Here is a 17,048-nt window from a genome sequence, read left to right on the forward strand (position 1 = left end):
CGGTGAGCGCCCTCGGGTGGTCAGCCGAGCGGCCCCGTCGCGGCGTGCACCGCCACCAGACGCGCCTGGCGGAGGGTGTTCCACAGCGGCCGCAGCAGCGACTCGTGCGAATCCAGCGCGCTCGCCGAGGTGGGCGAAGACGCCGGCTCGTGCTGGGCGACGGTGAGAATGGCCGCCACATGATCGGCGGTGTCGAGAATGCGCTTGGCGCGCAACGGGATCGAGTCGGGGTAGGCGTGCCGGGAGTAGGCGGCCAGCTGGGCTTCGATCTGTTCGCGCGGGTCGGCGTCGCCTGCGCCGAGCGCGGTGGTGTGCAGCCGCATGAGCGCGTCGGCGGCGTCGCGGACCGATTCGCGCATGGTGTACTCGGCCTCGCCGAGGGACATGTCCGGGCCGCCGACCTGCGGGATGTTCACGCTGTACACGGTCCACTGCAGGGTTTCGTCGTCGTCCCACTGCGGGATCAGCCCGGTGCCCTCCTGGCCGGGCACGCCCAGCAGCAGACCTTCCTCGGCGTCGATCGCGTCGGCGGCGAAGGCGGTGCCGACCGGCAGTCCGCGCACGTCACCGGGGGCGGGCAGGACCAGTCGCAGGGTCGCGCCCGCGGGAGCCATGGCCTCGCGGATCACCTTGAGCAGCGGCATCGCGCCGGACCCGGTGCCCGCCTCGTGTGAGGTCCACGGCAGATCGGTGCGCCCGCCGGTGACCGGGTCGCCCGCGGCGATGGTGTGCCGGGAAGCCCAGGCGTGCAACGCTTCCAGCACGTCGTCGGGCGCGCTGGTCCCGGCCAGCCAGGAGCCGGCCCACAGCGTCAGCGTGGCACTGGGAGAGCACATAATCATCGAGCATAAAGGTTCGTCGCGTGCCCTGCGCCGGGACTACTCGGGTTCGGTCACGAAGTCGATGAGCCGTTCCACCGCGCCGATCAGCGGCGATTCCAGGTCGCGGAAGGAGTCCACCGCGTCGTAGACGCGCCGCCAGCCCTGCTGCGGGGTGCCCCAGCCCAGTCGCGCGCAGACCCCGGTCTTCCAGTCCTCCCCGCGCGGCACCGTCGGCCAGGACTCGATGCCCACCGCGGCGGGGCGCACGGCCTGCCACACGTCGATGAACGGATGCCCGGTGACCAGCACGTGCGGGCCCAGACCGGTGGTCAGCTGGGTCTCCTTGGACCCGGTCACCAGATGGTCGACCAGCACGCCGACCCGCGCGCCCGGCCCCGGCCCGAACTCGGTGAGCCGGGTGCCCAGATTGTCCAGGCCCTCCAGATGCTCGACCACCACACCCTCCACCCGCAGGTCGTGGCCCCACACCCGCTCCACCAGCGCCGCGTCGTGCACGCCTTCGACCCAGATCCGGCTGGTGCGCGCGACCCGGGCCCGCAGGCCCTCCACGCGGGTGGACCCCGAGGCCGAGCGGGTCGGCTGCTTCGGGGCGGCGGTGGGTTTCACCAGCGTCACCGGCTTGCCGTCGATGAGGAAGGCCGCCTCGCGCAGCGCGAAGAGCCGGACCGTGCCGCGCCCGTCCTCGAGTTTCACGAACTCGCCGTCGTAGCTGCGGTCGAATCCCACTACGGCACCGCAGAATCCGCTCGCCGCGTCCTCCACCACCAGGTCGCGCTCGGCGACCACGGTCGGTGCCGGGGTCTTCCTGGTGCGCTGATGTCCGGAAAAGATGTCGCCGTACCCGCCGCGTGCACTCACCCCCCGAAGCTACCGCGAACTGTCCACCGGCCCAACGCGGCACCGCGGGCGTTTCCTCTTGTCCGGCCGCGACGGTGTCCGAGACGGTACGGTGGTGGGGTGGCCGCAATAGTCTGGCTGATCGCGGGCATCGTGCTCGCGGCGGCGGAAATGCTCACCGGGGATCTGACGCTGCTCATGCTCGGTGCGGCCGCGCTCGGCACCGCGGGCGTCAGCGCCGCCGCGGATCTGCCGCTGTGGGGTGACGCGCTGGTCTTCGCCGCGATCGCGGGAGTGCTGTTCCTCGGGGTCCGCCCGGTCCTGCGCCGCCGATTCGGCACGCCCCCACCGATTCCGACCAATGTCGATGCCCTGACCGGCAAGTCGGCGCTGGTGCTCGAGGAGGTGGCGGCGCATTCGGGGCAGGTGAAGCTCGGCGGTGAGGTGTGGACCGCGCGTCCGCTGGATCCGAGCGAAGTGTACGAACCCGGAGTGACCGTCTACGTGATGAAGATCGACGGCGCCACCGCCGTCGTCTGGAAGGGTCCTTAACCAATGGTTGCCTTGATCGTGGCCGCCGTCCTCGTCCTGCTGGTCGTGGTGGTGGTCTTCAAATCGATCGCGCTCGTGCCGCAGGCCGAGGCGGCGGTGATCGAACGTCTCGGGCGCTACTCGCGCACGGTGTCCGGTCAGCTGACGTTCCTCGTGCCCTTCGCCGACCGGGTGCGCGCGAAAGTCGATCTGCGCGAACGCGTCGTCTCCTTCCCGCCGCAGCCGGTGATCACCCAGGACAACCTGACCCTGCAGATCGACTCGGTGGTCTACTTCCAGGTCACCAGCCCGCAGGCCGCGGTCTACGAGATCAGCAACTACATCGCCGCGGTCGAGCAGCTCACCGTCACCACGCTGCGCAATGTGGTCGGCGGGATGACGCTCGAGGAGACGCTCACCTCGCGCGACCAGATCAACAACCAGCTGCGCGGCGTGCTCGACGAGGCCACCGGCCGCTGGGGCCTGCGGGTGGCCCGCGTGGAGCTCAAGTCCATCGATCCGCCGCCGTCGATCCAGGAATCGATGGAGAAGCAGATGAAGGCCGACCGCGAGAAGCGCGCGATGATCCTCACCGCCGAGGGCACCCGCGAGTCGCAGATCAAGACCGCCGAGGGTGCCAAGCAGGCGCAGATCCTCTCCGCCGAGGGCGCCAAGCAGTCGGCGATCCTCTCGGCCGAGGGTGAGCGTCAGAGCCGCATCCTGCGTGCCCAGGGTGAGCGCGCCGCCTCCTACCTGCAGGCGCAGGGCCAGGCCAAGGCCATCGAGAAGGTGTTCGCCGCGATCAAGAACGGCAAGCCCACCCCCGAGCTGCTGGCCTACCAGTACATGCAGACACTGCCCATGGTGGCGCGCGGCGACGCCAACAAGGTGTGGCTGGTGCCCAGCGATTTCGGCAAGGCGCTCGAGGGTTTCGCCCAGAACTTCGCCACCAAGGGCGAGGACGGCGTCTTCCGCTACGAGCCGTCCACCGAAGAGGTGGCGCCGGTCAAGATCGAGGACGACTCCGACGTCGCCGACTGGTTCGAGACCGCCTCCGACCCGAAGATCGAACAGGCCGTCCGCGCCGCCGAGGCCACTGCCCGCACCCCGGTCGACAGCCTCGACGCCCCCCGCCCCAAACCGACCGCCCCCGTCGAGCCCCCGCCGCCGCTCCCGGTCCCACCCCCGATCGCCCCCCAGCAACACCCGGCCCCACCCCAGCAACACCAGCCACCCCCACCCCCACCACCCCAGCCCCAGCCTCCCCACCGCCCGGAGGACCCCTACGGCCGCCCCTGGCAGCCACCCCAACACGGCTGACCCAACCTCGACCGGCCCCGATGCACCTCCGCATCGGGGCCGTTCGGCGTTCTACACCATTTGCCTCGCCCGCTCCGTCCAAGCGTTTTCCGGGCGTTGTTCCGGAATTCGTCCGGGGAGCGGTGTCGGCGCCGGATCGGCGGTGAGTTCGCTCGGCGGCTCGCCGCGGTACGGAATCCAGCGGAACCCGGGCCGGAACACGGAATAGTTGTCGCCCAGGCTCAGTTCGCGGTGTACACCGTCGCTGAGGACGAGCCCGTCGATACTGCCCTCGGTCAGTTCCTCGGACCACTCGTCGCGCAGCTCGTCGAGGTCGACCATCCCTTCCACGTCCCAGCCGACGATCGCGGCCAGGTATCCGTCGATCGACGCGAGCAGCCGGTACAGCTGCTCACCGAGCTCCGTGAATTCGGCAGCGGTGAGCGGGATTCGGGGAACTCCGTAGGTCAGGCCGAAGCTCACCGGTTCCGGGAGGAACGCTAGTTCGACATGGCTCCCCGCCGTGCCGATCAGGGGTCGGCGCAGCGTGATGCGGTGGTCGTGGACACGCAGGATCACCGGTGAGGAGCCCGGCTGAATACGTTCCGCTGCCGCACGCGCGGCGGCGATGTCGTCACCGAAGTTGACCACCAGCTCGAAAATGATTGCCATGCAAGCCTCCCCGTTTCCGAGACGGTAGCGCGGCGAGGGCAAGGGAGGGCTCCGGGGTTCGAGGGCGGCGAAGGACATTGTGGCGCAGGTATCTTCGTGGGATGGGAGGTGTGCGCCGGGCGGCGTGGGGTGGGCGTGGGGTTCGGTGGGCGGTTGCGATCGTGGTTGCCGTGGTGGTGGCGGTCGCGGTAGTGGGCACGGTGCCGAGGTGGTGGTGTGGGCGTGATGCCGACGAGTGGTTTCTGGGGGAATCGGGGCGGGTGCGGGCGTTGGCCGAGGAGATGGTGGCGTTCGAGGCCGAGGACGATCGGTGGCGGGCCGGGGGTGGGCGTGACCGGGTGGTCGGGATGTGGGGGCTGCTCGCGCATCAGATGACGGCGCTGGGGCTGGCGCAGGTGTCGCTGGCGCATCCGGAGTGGGCGGCGCGGTACGGGCCGGTGGTTACGCGCGCGGCGACGAAGAGTCTGCTGCCGCAGTTGCGGTTCGAGTTCACCGACGCCTGGCACGGCCGCGACGGGCTGGCGGAGCTGGACAGCATGGACGGTCACGCCTACCTCTCCTATCCGGCTCTGGCGCTGGGAATGGCCCGGCTGGTGGACCCGGCTTTCCCACCCGACCTGGCGGCTCGCCACGACGCGCTGATCGCCGCCTTAGAACGCCGCCTGCTCGCCTCGCCGACCGGGCTGCTCGACACCTTCCCCGGCGAGGCGTACCCGACCGACGTGGCCGCGGTGGCGGCGGCGATCGCGGTGCACGGCCGGGTCACCGGCGCCGATCACACCGCGGTCCTCACGCACTGGGCCGAACGGGTCCGCGCGGTGCAGATCGACCGGCCGACCGGGCTGGTCATCCAGCGCATGGGCATCGACGGACGCCCCCACGACGCACCCCGTGCCTCCGGAACCGGATTGGCCGCCTATTTCGCGGGTTTCGCGGACCGGTCGCTGGCCGAGGAACTGGCGAAGGGCCTGTTCGGGCAGGAACGCACCGTGCTCGGTTTCGGCGCGATCGACGAATACGGCGACGGATACAGCGGTCCGGGGGACATGGACAGCGGCACCCTGATTCTCGGAATATCGGTGTCGGCCACCGGATTCGCGCTGGCCCCGGCGCGTGCTTTCGGCCACCGTGACCTGTTCACCCGCCTGTTCCGCACCACCGACCTGTTCGGCCTGCCGCTCCAGAGCGGGGACCGCAAGCGATTCGCCACCGGCGGCGCGATCGGCAACGCCCTGCTGCTGGCCTTCCTGACTTCAGGTCCGGAGCTCGCCCGATGAACGCCACCCTGCTGCGCACCGGGTGGCGCGCGATCCGCCTACCCGTCGTCCTCGTCGCGGCCTATCTCGTGCTGCGCGTGGTCGTGTCGGCCCTGTCCGCCCGGCACGGCTTCGGCTCACCTGACGGTCTGAGCCCGGTGTTCGTCTTCGCCGCTGCGATGCTGGTGGTGTTGCGCGTCGTGCTGCTGGTCGTCGTCCCGACGGTGCTGATCTGCCGAGTAGTGATGTGGACGGTCGATCGCTTCATGCGGCGCCCGAAGGGACGGACGGACATTGCCGACACCACGGCAGTCGACGGCTGACCGCGCCGCGATCGGGTAGCGGCTGACCACACCGAATTCCTGTGCCGTACAGCCTGTCTCGTGGTCCGAAAATCAGTAGGGGAGCGGCAGGAGCTCGACGAGCGAACCCCGGCCGGTACCGGGCGGCAGCACCGCCAGCGCCTGGCAGCCGATGAGCCCCGCGAGATGGGGCGTGTGCGCGGGCCCGGTACTGCGCCAGACACCCCCGGGATGCTGCTGGACGGGGACGATCCGGGTGGCCTCGCCCGCCATGACCCCCGCGTCGGCCAGCCGGCCCCACATGGTCGGTCCGGAGGTGCGCAGGGTGAGCGCGTCGACGACCGCGGGACCGACCGCGAGCAGAGCGGCCACGGCCGCCAGCGGATTGCCCGGCAAACCGAGCAGCACCCGGCCGTCGGGCAGCTGGGCCACCACCGTGGAGCCGCCCGGCCGCAGGGCGACCCGGTCCACGATGACGCGGGCGCCCAGGTCGGCGAGCAGCACACGCAGGTGGTCGGCGGCGCCGCGTCCGGTCGCCCCGACCATGACCACCAGGTCCGCGTGCGATTTCAGGCCGAGCCACGAGCGCAGCAGGTCCTGGCTGTCGGCCAGATGCCACAGCCCGGTGCTCTCGATATCGCAGCAGCGCAGGAACTCCGGCAGGACCGGGCCCAGCGAATCGCGGGTCTCCCCGGGCGCGAGCGGTCCGACGGCCCGGATCTCGTCGCCGGTCATCACCACATCGGCGCGCAACGGCCCCCGCACGGTGACGGTCTCGGCCTCGGCGCTGAGCGCGGCGGAGGCCAGCGCCGCCGAGACCCGCGTGCCCGCGTGCGCGAGCACGGTGCCGCTGTCCCAGTGCTCGCCCTGACGGCGGGTGTCGTCACGTAGCGGCGCCTCAGGAGCACGCATGACGACCTGCTTGCCCGAGACGGTCGTGCGCACCACGTGCTCGTCACGCAGCGTGGCCGTGGTGCCCAGCGGCGTGGCGGCCCCGGTGGCGATGCGCACCGCCTCGCCGGGCGCGAGCACCACCGAGCAGTTGCGGCCCGCGTAACGCACCTGCTGATGCAGCTGCCACCACGGTCCGGGCCCGGCGACGGCGTAGCCGTCCATGGCCGCGCTGTCCACCCGTGGCAGCGGGGTGCCCGCGGTGAGCGCCACGGCCAGCGTCGCCCCGACCGCCTCGGCCACCGGCAGCTGCCGCACCGCGATCGGCGTCAGTTCCGCCGCGATCCGCGCACGCACCTCGGCCAGATCGGTCTTCGCCACCACGCCCACTCGTGCGCTCACCACCACGTCAGCCTCCGCCCACAGTGCACCGATAATCCGACATATCGTCCATAGATCCCGTTGCCTGTGATTTTCTGAGCAGTTGCCCTACGGTGACGTTGTCCTCACCCGGGCACCCGGCCCCCGGTGCGCACTCGGACACATCCGCGCGCCCCGGCTCAGCTGGGCCCGAACCCGCCGCTGTCGAGACTGATCATCAGCAGCGCGACCGGCAGCCCGGTCGCGACGAACGCGATACCCATGGCGACGACGAACGCCCGCGTGGCGCGCAGGCGATAGGCCGGCCAGAGCAGCACCGGGACGACGGCGAAGGACAGAATCCAGACAGCCCAGTAGCCGGGGGTATCCGTGCCGTGCCCGACCGGCGCCTGCGGACCATTGAGGCCGATCGCGTCCAGGAGCGTGAACACGACCCTCGGATAGCAGAAGAACGCGACACCCACACCTGCCGCCGCGCCCAGCGCCACCTGGACCACGCCCAGCAGCAGCGTGCCTACCTCCCGCGCCGTCAGTGGTGGTGGCGCCCCCGCATCCCCGCTCATGACCGCATCGTAGGCGGGTATCCGGCGCGGCGCCGGTCGGGGCTCAGGGCCGCACACCCCGCGCATCGAGCAGCATCCCGAGATACCCCAGTTCCTGGCTCTGCGACTGCGCCATCGCCCGCGCCGACTGCTTGACGGCCCCCGACGTGAGCAGCGAGTCGGCGGTGCGGGCCATGGTGATACCCCCCGCGTGGTGGCGGTACATCAGCTGCAGGAACAGGTTTTCGGCCTCGGCACCGCGGGCCGCCGACAGGGCGTCGAGATCCGCGGTGGTGGCCATCCCAGGCATGGTCGTCGACACCGAATCATGGTGGTGGCCTGCCGTTTCCGGCATCCAGCTCATCGGCTGCGCGGACATCGGCGCCACCCCGGCGAGCTGCGTCCAGCCCAGCAACGTGCCGATTTCGACCCGCTGGGTGTCGGCGATCTGCTCGGCCAGGCGGCGCACGGTGGGGTCGGCGCCCGGGTCCAGCCGTTCGGCCAGGATGAGCGCCTGCTGATGATGCGCGGTCATGTCCTGCACGAATCCCAGCTCGGTCGCGGTGAGAACCGGTGCGGGCGTGGACTTCTCGGGGATGAGCAGCGGGCGCAGCGCCGCGCCGAGCACCAGCAGGAAGACGGCCGCCGCGACACCGGCCGCCAGGCGGAGCAGCCGCGCGCTCACGACCCCACCGTCGACTGCTGGTCCGCCGGCGGGGTGTAGACGCCGTTGTCGAACTGCAACACCATGAACCCGTTGTCCGAGCAGGTGACATACAGCTGGTCCCCGCGCCACTCCGGCGGCGACAGGCACCAATCGGTGGACAGGTCACCGAAGGCGATGTCACCGGCCCTGGCCGTGAGGATCTGGGCCGGATCGATCAGGCTCTCGGCCAGCGAGCGCAGCGCCGCGGGCGCGCTCATCACCGGAATGCCGATGATCGAGGCCAGCGCGTGCGGCGAATTCCAGATCTCCAGATTGCGCCCGGTCCGGGCAGGTGGGTTGAAATAGGCGATCTCGCGGATGGCGTCGGGATCGCGCACGTCGAACACCCGGATGCCCGAGGCGATCCAGCCGCAGGCCAGCGCCGTCGGATTCGCGGGGCGGTCGGCGGTGCAGTAGTGCGATTCGTAGGAGAACGCCGAACCGCCCATGGCCGAACCGATTCCGGAGTCGATGTTCTCCGGCAGATTGATCTCGAGCTTGACCTTCGTCCGGATCCGTGGTGCCGAGTCGTCGGACACGTTGATGAGCTTCACCCCGCCGGAGCCGCCCTCGTCGACGGTGAACAGATGCGGCACACCGTCGTAGGTGACCGGCACGCTGTGCTGGGTGGCCCAGCCGTCGGTCCAGAACGTGCGACCCAGATGCGGCACCTGCGGATTCGGGTCCCGCCGCTGCACCGCGCTCACATCCAGCACCGTGAATCCGCCGAGTGCGGAGATATAGAGGCGGTTGCCGTCGGGACTCACCCCCATCCCGTGTGCTTCGATCCCGGTGAGCCCCTGCCAGATCACCCGCGGCCGCGCGGGATCGGTGAGGTCGACGGCGCTGAGGAAACCGGGCACCAGACCCGAGGCCCAATAGGTGCGCCCGTCGGGGGAGAAGCCGCCCTCGTGCGTGGTGATCGGCAGCGGCATCAGCAGATTCGATCCGGTGCCCGGATTCAGCAGCCGTGGATGCGCGCAGTCGGAGATGTCGTAGACCGACAGATATCCCGCCCCCAGTCCGACCGGCACACCGGTGCCGACGAGCAGTTTGCGAGTGGTGTTGACCTTCAACGTCTCCCAGGTCCCGGCCAGCATGGCGGGCTCGCCCAGCGTCGCGGTCAGCACCGGATTCGCCGGGTCCGACACGTCGAGCACCTGCACTCCGGGATGCTCGCCGAGCAGCGTGCCGGGGAAGAACGACCCGACATAGGCGCAGTGCTCGAAACTGGTGGAGGTGATGCCCGCCCCGCGCCCGGTGTACCCGCCGACCATCGACATGTTGCAGCGGTAGCCCAGCGTGCTGCGCCCACTGTCCCGGTCAGTCGCGGGGACGTCGCCCTGGAGCCCGGTCTCGGGCAGCGAGCCCGGTCCGCACTCGGCGCGCGGCACTGCGGTGCGCCCCACATCGAGGAACTCCCGCACGGTCCCGGCGAGGTCGGCGACCGGATCGGCGGCGGCGCCGGAGGGCAGCCCGACGGCGGTCAACACGGCCACCGCCGCCAGTGCCGTCCAGTGACGAAGTGTCCGTCCGCGCATCGTGCCTCCCCGACCGAGCTGTTTCGGCACCGACTGGCTCAGACAGTTGCCGTCTTCGGATGGTAAGGCGAGTGCGGCACCCGCGCGGCCGGTTTCGGCGAATCGGCCGCTCGCCCGGCGGGTCGAATCCGCCTTCCTGTCGGTGACACGCTGTACGGTTGCTCAGGTAGCGACTGGCGCGCGCGATCCGCCGACACCGCGACCGGAAAGGACTCGGACTCCATGTCGAACGATGTCGTAGGCACCTCGGGTGGCACGGACGGCCCCGAGGACGCGGTAGCCGGTCGATCGCCGGGAAAACCCCGGCTGGACCTGTTCGTCTTCTGCGCCACCGCGATCGGCACGGTGGCCTTCGTCGTCTGGGGCATCCTCGACGACGAGAGCCTGGCCTCCTTCGCCGGTTCCGCCCAGAAATGGGTCATCACCAACACCGGCTGGTTGTTCGTGCTGGTCGCCACAGCGTTCGTCTTCTTCGTCATCTGGCTGGCGATCAGCCGGTACGGTCGCATCCCGCTCGGTGACGACGACGAGAAACCCGAATTCCGCACGGTGTCCTGGATCGCCATGATGTTCAGCGCCGGCATGGGCATCGGGCTGATGTTCTGGGGCGTGGCCGAACCGCTGTCGCACTTCGTGAATCCGCCCCCGCACACCGCCGAACCGGGCAGCCCCGCCGCGGCCGAGGTCGCGATGGCCACCACCCTGTTCCACTGGACACTGCACCCGTGGGCGATCTACGCCGTCGCCGGCCTGGCCATCGCCTACGGCACCTTCCGCAAGGGCCGCTCACAGCTGATCTCCTCGGTGTTCCGGCCACTGCTCGGCCGCCGTGCCGAGGGCCTCGGTGGACGGGCGATCGACATGATGGCCATCTTCGCGACGCTGTTCGGCTCCGCCGCGTCGCTGGGCCTGGGCGCCCTGCAGATCGGCGCGGGCATGGAGTTCAACGGCTGGATCGACGGGATCGGCAAGGTCGGTCTGGTCGCGATCATCGCCGCCCTGACCGTCGCGTTCGTGATCTCGGCGGTCTCCGGCGTCGAGCGTGGCATCCAGTGGCTGTCCAACATCAACATGGTTCTCGCGCTGGCCATCGCGGCGTTCGTCTTCATCGCCGGGCCCACCCTGTTCATGCTCAACATGCTGCCCATCTCGCTCGGCGACTACGTCGAGTTCCTGCCCACCATGGCCTCGCGCACCGGCGCCGGCGACGAGGCCATGAAGGCCTGGCTGTCGAGCTGGACGATCTTCTACTGGGCCTGGTGGATCTCGTGGACCCCGTTCGTGGGCATGTTCATCGCCCGGATCAGCCGGGGCCGCACCATCCGCCAGTTCGTCACCGGCGTGCTGCTGGTGCCGAGCGCGGTGAGCCTGCTGTGGTTCGCGATCTTCGGCGGCGCGGGCATCGCCGAGCAGACCGAGCACCACAACCTCACCGAACCCGACGGCACCGTCGACTCCGACAACGCGCTGTTCCATCTGCTCGACCAGTATCCGATCGTCTCGGTGACCACGGTGGTGGTGATGATCCTGGTCGGCATCTTCTTCGTCTCCGGTGCCGACGCGGCCTCGATCGTCATGGGCACCCTGTCCGAGCGCGGCAGCATCGAACCGTCCCGGCTGACCGTCATCTTCTGGGGTGCCGCCACCGGCGCGGTCGCCGCGATCATGCTGGTCATCGCCGATTCGGACAATCTCGGTGGAGCGCTCACCGGTCTGCAGGCGCTGACGACGGTGGTCTCACTGCCGTTCCTGGTCGTCATGGTGGGGATGTGCGTGTCGCTCTACAAGGACCTGCACGAGGACCCGCTGATCCTGCGCGCCGACCGCGGGATCGAACTCGTCGAGGTCGCCGTCGACAAGGGCACCGAGCTGCACGAGGGCGACTTCTCGCTGGTCACCGAGCCGACCGAGGAGCTGGAGGCGATCGCGGAGGACACCGTCGCGAAGGGCGACGGCACGGTCGAGCGGGACTAGGCGTCGAGGGGCTGCGTCGCCGCCAGCGCGACGCAGTCCCGGCGCAGTCGTTCCCGCAGCGTCGCCGCCGACTCGGCGATCGCGGCCTGGCCGCGCACGTACTCGGCCCGGCCCGCCGGCGTCTCGATCCGCACCGGCTCGTACCCGAACTCGCGCAGATCGTAAGGACTGGCCCGCATGTCGAGTTCGCGTGCGGCGCAGGCCAGTTCGAAGCAGTCGAGCATCAGGTCCGAACCGATCAGCGGCGCGAGCTTGAAACTCCACTTGTAGATGTCCATGTTGGCGTGCAGACAGCCCGGCTGCTCGCGGCGCACCTGATCGTCACGGGTGAGCGGTTCGGCATTGCGGCCCACCGCGTCCGGGGTGAAGAACCGGAACGCGTCGAAGTGCGTGCACCGCAACGACATCGACTCCACCACCGCATCCGTCCCCGCCGACCCCAGCCGCAACGGCACCTGCTGATGCCGCACGTCTTCGGTCCGATACACCATCGCCCACTCGTGCAACCCGAAACACGACAGCTGCGCCGCCCGCCCCGCCGTCGCCCCCAACAACCCCGCCACGAACTCGACGGTCCCCCGCCGCTTCTCCAGATAAGCCGCATCAGCGGTATACACATCCCCGTCCACCCGCCGATACCCCCGAGCCCCCTCGTACTCACCCGCATCCCGCAACCCCACCCCGAACCCCGGATGCCACCGCCGCAACTGCGAAGGCTTGTTCCCGTAGTACGTGAACAGAAAGTCGATCACCGGATGCGAGGTCCCCGCCGCCCGCCGCTCCAGATACGGCCCCACCAGCCCATCGAGCCGCTCCCGATGCACCCGCGCCCGCTCACGCCACTCGACCTGCGGGAGTACCCGCAGGTCGGGGGTCTGATCGAGAGTGCTGTCCGTGCTCACCGGACCATTCTCCCGCACCGGTTCGCGGTGCTGGAACGGCCCCGAAATCGGGGCCAGAGGTGGGGTTACGCCTGGATGACCTCGATGCCGACGAGGGCGTTGAAGGAGTCGCAGCTGGCCCAGGATTGGTTCTGGCCGTATTGGATCGGGCCGTACTTCCAGTAGGTGAAGGGGACGGGCCAGGCTACGCAGGTGAGTTTCACCTGGTGCCAGGTCGGGAGTTCGCAGTTGGCCATGCCGCCGGTGTTGAAGATGTTGTAGACGTGGCAGTTGGCCTGCCAGACGGGGACGTCGGCCTGGGCGGTGCCGCCGCCGGCGATGAGGGCGGTGGCGGTGGCGGTTGCGGCGATGGTGCCGGCAGCGAGCTTTTTCGCAGAGAACATGTCCGAACCTCCGGAAATAGATGTTGTCTGAAAGATCGCTGAGAATTCGGGAATGTTACTCGGAGTTTGCTGCTCGGTGGGGTGGGGAGCTGCGGCGGAGGGCGCGGGGGGTGGTGTTCCACCAGCGGCGGGCGGCGCGGGAGAGGGCGGATTGTTCGGCGAAGCCGAGCATGCCCGCCACCTGGCCGAGGGGGAGGTCGGTGGTGGTGAGGAGGTGGTGGGCGGTGTCGCGGCGGACGTCGTCGACGAGGTCGGCGAAGCGGAGGTTCTCCTCGGCGAGGCGGCGTTGCAGGGTGCGGGGGTGCAGGGCGAGCAGGTCGGCGACCGCGGCGACTTCGATGGGGCGGGTGCCGAGGGATTCGCGGATGACGGCGCGGACGCGCGCGGCGGTGTCGGGGCGGGCGGTGGCGGGGGCGGGGAGTTGTTCGGCGAGGAAGGCCAGGGCGAGGCGGCGCAGGTTCTCGTTGACGCCGCTGAGCCGGAATTCGCGCAGCGCCCGGGGGACGCGCAGCACCGCGACGGGCAGTGCGGAGCGGCCGAAATGAACGGGGGCGCCGAAGAATTCGCGGTAGACGTGGTCGGGCGCCGCCGGGTGGTAGGGGAGTTCGACGCTGAGCAGTCCGTAGTCGCCGCGGTGCAGGTAGGTGATCGCGCGGTGGGTGAACGCGAGGCCGAGATCGGTGCCCTGCACGGGGCCCGTGGCGGTGGCGGGGCCGTAGTACAGGCCGGCCACGCCGGGGCGGCCGAGGGGATCGTCGGCGACGGTCAGGGTGAGGGATCGGGCGTGGACGAGCAGGTAGCGGGAGGTGTAGTCGAGCGCGTCGCCGAGGGTGGGGGAGTGCTGCACGGCCATGGCGAGTGAGCCGAGCATGGTGAGATCCTGGCGGGCCGCCACGCGCAGGCCGAGATCGGGACGGTTCAGGTCGGCGGCGGCCAGTTCCAGGAGTTCGGCCATGGCGGCGCTGGGGACCAGCACGTCGTCGCTGTCTAGGACGGTGGCGGGCAGGCCGGCCTGCCGGGTGTAGCGCTCGGCGTCGCCGCCGAGTTCGGCCACGACCGCGCGCAGGCCACGGATGCCCGCCGATCGGACGTAGTCCATGTGCCCTCCCGAGGAGTGTCGCGCAAAGGTAAATAGTTGTCGCCCGAGGGCAAGACTAGTGGCGGTCGCGGCGCGAGACTGGAACCATGCCGAACACACGGATCGATGAGCACCGCGAGCCCGAGCACCTCGACGTCGTGATCGTCGGCGCGGGATTGTCCGGGGTGGGCGCGGCCTACCGGTTGCAGACCTTGCGGCCCGGGTCCACCTACGCGATTCTCGAGGCCCGCGAACAGCTGGGCGGCACCTGGGATCTGTTCCGGTATCCCGGTGTGCGCTCGGATTCGGACATGTACACCCTCGGCTACGCCTTCAAGCCGTGGCTGGGCAAGAAGCCGCTCGCCGACGGCGCCTCGATCCTGGACTACATCCGCGAGACCGCCACCGAATTCGGCATCGACCGCCACATCCGGTACTCGAGCAAGGTCGTCGCCGCGGACTTCGATACCGCGGCCGCGCGCTGGCGGCTCGAGATCGAGGACTCCCGTGACGGCAGCCGCCGCACGATGACCTGCGGGTTCCTCTACTCGTGCGCCGGATACTACGACTACGACACCCCGCACACCCCCGCGTTCCCGGACGTCGAGTCCTTCGGGGGCACGCTGGTGCACCCGCAGTTCTGGCCCGCGGAGCTGGACTACCGCGGCAAGCGGGTGATCGTCATCGGCTCCGGCGCGACGGCGGTGACGCTGGTTCCGGCCATGCTGACGGGCGAGGGCGCCGCGGCGCAGGTGACCATGTTGCAGCGCAGCCCCACCTGGATCAGCGCGGTCCCGTCGCGTGACCGCGCGGCCGAGCGGCTGCACGAGTTGCTGCCCGCCACCGTGGCGCACCGGCTGACACGCTGGCGCAAGATCGCCTTCAGCACCGCGTTCTACCAGTTCTGCCGCCGCAGCCCGCAGCGCGCCCGCGCCCTGCTGACCCGGATGAACGAGCGGATCCTCGGCGATCCGGCGCTGGTCGCCGAGCACTTCACCCCGTCCTACGATCCGTGGGACCAGCGGTTGTGCGCGGTGCCCAGCGGTGACCTGTTCCGGGCGGTGAAATCGGGATCGGCCACGGTGGTGACCGACCGGATCGAGCGGTTCACCGAGGACGGCATCCGGCTCGCCTCGGGCGAGGTCCTGCGCGCCGACATCGTGGTCACCGCGACCGGTCTGCGGCTGCTGCCCTTCGGCGGCATCACTCCGCGTGTCGACGGGCGGGATGTGCCGCTGGCGGAGCAGTTCGTGTGGAACGGTGCCATGGTGACGGGGCTGCCGAACTTCGCGACCTGCGTCGGCTACACCAACGCCTCGTGGACCCTGCGCGCCGATCTGACGCACCGGCTGGTCTGCAAGGTCCTGGACTGGATGCAGCGCACCGGGCACACCATCGTGGAGCCGCGCCCGGAGCCCGGTCTGGCCGAACAGCCGTTGCTCGACCTGTCCTCGGGGTATGTCACCCGCTCGATCGGGGAATTCCCGCGGCAGGGCGACCGGGCGCCGTGGCGGGTGCGCCAGAACTACGTGCTGGACTCACTGACCACCCTGCGCACCGATCTGCACCGCTCACTGGCGGGCTCGCGCGGCGCGACGACACCCGCCGAGCCGCTGCCCCGCTAGGGGCTATTGCGATCCCGCTGCGCGCAACCGGTGAGCCCGCGGGCGGACGGCGTCATGGTGGGTGAATGACATCCGTAGAGACGAAACGCGTGGCCGATTCCGAACTGGATGACGTCTTCGGCCCGATCTTCGCCCGCATCGCCGAAGGCGCCGTCGCCCGCGAGACCAGCCGCGAACTCGCCCATGCCGAGATCGACGCCCTGCGCGCGGCCCGCTTCGGCGCGCTGCGGGTCCCGGTGGAGTTCGGCGGGTACGGCGCGAGCGTGCGGCAGCTGTTCCGGCTGCTCATCGACCTCGCCGCCGCCGAATCGAACCTCCCGCAGGCGCTGCGGGTGCACTGGTCCTTCGTGGAGGACCAGCTGCTGGCCGCGCCGGGAGCCGCGCGCGAACAGTGGCTGCGCGCGGTCGCCGACGGCACCCTGGTGGGCAACGCGATCACCGAACCCGGGGTCGGCGCGGTCGACCGGTACCGGACCCGGCTCACCCGCGACGGTGAGCACTGGCGCCTGGACGGCACCAAGTACTACAGCACCGGTTCGCTCTACGCCGACCACATCCTGGTGGCCGCCGACCGTGACGGTGAACGGGTGGGGGTGCTGGTCGACGCGCGAGCCGACGGTGTTCGCCAGCACGACGACTGGGACGGCTTCGGGCAGCGGCTCACCGCCAGCGGCACCACCGAATTCACCGGTGTGCTCGTCGGCGAGGACCAGATCCTCGGCCCCGGCTACGGTGTGCCCGGACCCACCTACGCGACCGGGTACCTGCAACTGGTCCAGCTGGCGGTGCTCGCCGGCATCGCCCAGCGTGCCGAAGCCGATGTGCGGGAATGGGTTTCGCAACGCACCCGCGGCTACACCCACTCCGCGGCCGATCTGCCGCGCCACGATCCACTGGTGCAGCAGGTGATCGGCAAGTTGTCGGCGGCCGCGTTCGCCGCCCGCGCGAGCGTGCTGGCGGTGGCCGATCTGCTCGACGAGGTGCTCGCCGCGGGCGCGACCGACACCGCCGCGCTGACCGCCGTGGAACTCGCGGCCGCGCAGGCCCAGCTGGCCGTGATCGATATCGTGCTGCCCGCGACGAGTCTGCTGTTCGAGGTGGGTGGGGCCTCGATCGTGTCCGAACAGCTGCGTCTGGACCGGCACTGGCGCAACGCGCGCACCATCTCCGTGCACAATCCCGCCATCCAGAAGGCCAGGACGGTGGGCGATCACCTGCTCAACGGCACCGACCTGCCGTTCGGCTGGAGTGCCGGCGAACGGGTTCCGGCCGCCGGGGAGCACTGA

17 protein-coding genes are annotated in these 17,048 nt (G+C 70.3%); 7 read left to right on the forward strand and 10 right to left on the reverse strand.

Annotation, left to right across the window (positions count from 1 at the left end; genetic code table 11):
* Positions 1-20: 20 nt before the first annotated feature.
* Positions 21-836: a hypothetical protein gene (locus ACWEMY_RS03880; protein ID WP_452388761.1), complete on the reverse strand. Its 816-nt coding sequence runs from the start codon at positions 834-836 to the stop codon at positions 21-23.
* 42 nt (positions 837-878) lie between these two features.
* Positions 879-1,700: a DUF3097 domain-containing protein gene (locus ACWEMY_RS03885; protein WP_452388762.1), complete on the reverse strand. Its 822-nt coding sequence runs from the start codon at positions 1,698-1,700 to the stop codon at positions 879-881.
* A gap of 99 nt (positions 1,701-1,799) precedes the next feature.
* Here ACWEMY_RS03885 and ACWEMY_RS03890 point away from each other — a divergent pair, with 99 nt between their 5' ends.
* Both ACWEMY_RS03890 and ACWEMY_RS03895 read left to right on the forward strand, forming a co-directional pair.
* Positions 1,800-2,231, forward strand: coding sequence for an NfeD family protein (locus ACWEMY_RS03890; protein WP_375928516.1), 432 nt, complete (start codon positions 1,800-1,802; stop codon positions 2,229-2,231).
* A gap of 3 nt (positions 2,232-2,234) precedes the next feature.
* A complete protein-coding gene (locus ACWEMY_RS03895) occupies positions 2,235-3,530 on the forward strand; it encodes an SPFH domain-containing protein (RefSeq protein ID WP_452388763.1) in 1,296 nt (431 codons plus the stop codon).
* 51 nt (positions 3,531-3,581) lie between these two features.
* On the opposite strand, the gene ACWEMY_RS03900 is transcribed toward ACWEMY_RS03895, so the two are convergent.
* Complete coding sequence (locus tag ACWEMY_RS03900; RefSeq protein WP_452388764.1) at positions 3,582-4,259, reverse strand: hypothetical protein; 678 nt, start codon at positions 4,257-4,259, stop codon at positions 3,582-3,584.
* A gap of 83 nt (positions 4,260-4,342) precedes the next feature.
* Here ACWEMY_RS03900 and ACWEMY_RS03905 point away from each other — a divergent pair, with 83 nt between their 5' ends.
* Together ACWEMY_RS03905 and ACWEMY_RS03910 are read left to right on the forward strand one after the other, a co-directional pair.
* The gene (locus ACWEMY_RS03905; protein ID WP_452388765.1) at positions 4,343-5,458 is read left to right on the forward strand and encodes a hypothetical protein; all 1,116 of its coding nucleotides are present in this window, start codon (positions 4,343-4,345) and stop codon (positions 5,456-5,458) included.
* Entirely contained in the window at positions 5,455-5,760 is a 306-nt protein-coding gene (locus ACWEMY_RS03910; RefSeq protein ID WP_452388766.1) for a hypothetical protein, read from the forward strand. Before ACWEMY_RS03905 ends, ACWEMY_RS03910 begins: the two co-directional genes overlap by 4 nt.
* A gap of 72 nt (positions 5,761-5,832) precedes the next feature.
* Here the strand turns inward: ACWEMY_RS03910 and ACWEMY_RS03915 are convergent, their stop codons facing one another.
* The 4 genes from ACWEMY_RS03915 to ACWEMY_RS03930 all read right to left on the reverse strand — a co-directional run bounded on the left by ACWEMY_RS03915 (position 5,833) and on the right by ACWEMY_RS03930 (position 9,800).
* Positions 5,833-7,032 (reverse strand): molybdopterin-binding protein, encoded by a 1,200-nt coding sequence (locus ACWEMY_RS03915; protein ID WP_452388767.1) that lies wholly within the window; start codon positions 7,030-7,032, stop codon positions 5,833-5,835.
* Positions 7,033-7,190: 158 nt separating this feature from the next.
* Positions 7,191-7,574 carry a hypothetical protein gene (locus ACWEMY_RS03920; RefSeq protein ID WP_452388768.1) on the reverse strand — a complete coding sequence of 128 codons (384 nt, stop codon included), beginning with the start codon at positions 7,572-7,574 and terminating at the stop codon, positions 7,191-7,193.
* Positions 7,575-7,617: 43 nt separating this feature from the next.
* Positions 7,618-8,238: a DUF305 domain-containing protein gene (locus ACWEMY_RS03925; protein ID WP_452388769.1), complete on the reverse strand. Its 621-nt coding sequence runs from the start codon at positions 8,236-8,238 to the stop codon at positions 7,618-7,620.
* Entirely contained in the window at positions 8,235-9,800 is a 1,566-nt protein-coding gene (locus tag ACWEMY_RS03930) for an LVIVD repeat-containing protein (protein ID WP_452388770.1), read from the reverse strand. The genes ACWEMY_RS03925 and ACWEMY_RS03930 overlap by 4 nt, the downstream gene beginning before the upstream one ends.
* 222 nt (positions 9,801-10,022) lie before the next feature.
* Between ACWEMY_RS03930 and ACWEMY_RS03935 the strand changes: the two genes are divergently transcribed.
* The gene (locus ACWEMY_RS03935; protein ID WP_452388771.1) at positions 10,023-11,774 is read left to right on the forward strand and encodes a BCCT family transporter; all 1,752 of its coding nucleotides are present in this window, start codon (positions 10,023-10,025) and stop codon (positions 11,772-11,774) included.
* On the opposite strand, the gene ACWEMY_RS03940 is transcribed toward ACWEMY_RS03935, so the two are convergent.
* The 3 genes from ACWEMY_RS03940 to ACWEMY_RS03950 all read right to left on the reverse strand — a co-directional run bounded on the left by ACWEMY_RS03940 (position 11,771) and on the right by ACWEMY_RS03950 (position 14,158).
* Complete coding sequence (locus ACWEMY_RS03940; RefSeq protein WP_452388835.1) at positions 11,771-12,640, reverse strand: 3-methyladenine DNA glycosylase; 870 nt, start codon at positions 12,638-12,640, stop codon at positions 11,771-11,773. The genes ACWEMY_RS03935 and ACWEMY_RS03940 overlap by 4 nt on opposite strands.
* A 101-nt stretch (positions 12,641-12,741) precedes the next feature.
* Positions 12,742-13,059 (reverse strand): hypothetical protein, encoded by a 318-nt coding sequence (locus ACWEMY_RS03945; protein ID WP_375928498.1) that lies wholly within the window; start codon positions 13,057-13,059, stop codon positions 12,742-12,744.
* 55 nt (positions 13,060-13,114) lie between these two features.
* The gene (locus ACWEMY_RS03950) at positions 13,115-14,158 is read right to left on the reverse strand and encodes an AraC family transcriptional regulator (protein ID WP_452388772.1); all 1,044 of its coding nucleotides are present in this window, start codon (positions 14,156-14,158) and stop codon (positions 13,115-13,117) included.
* A gap of 86 nt (positions 14,159-14,244) precedes the next feature.
* On the opposite strand from ACWEMY_RS03950, the gene ACWEMY_RS03955 reads away from it, so the two are divergent.
* Together ACWEMY_RS03955 and ACWEMY_RS03960 are read left to right on the forward strand one after the other, a co-directional pair.
* Complete coding sequence (locus tag ACWEMY_RS03955; protein WP_452388773.1) at positions 14,245-15,762, forward strand: flavin-containing monooxygenase; 1,518 nt, start codon at positions 14,245-14,247, stop codon at positions 15,760-15,762.
* A gap of 65 nt (positions 15,763-15,827) precedes the next feature.
* Positions 15,828-17,048, forward strand: coding sequence for an acyl-CoA dehydrogenase family protein (locus ACWEMY_RS03960; RefSeq protein WP_452388774.1), 1,221 nt, complete (start codon positions 15,828-15,830; stop codon positions 17,046-17,048).

The organism is Nocardia sp. NPDC004415 (assembly GCF_053602435.1).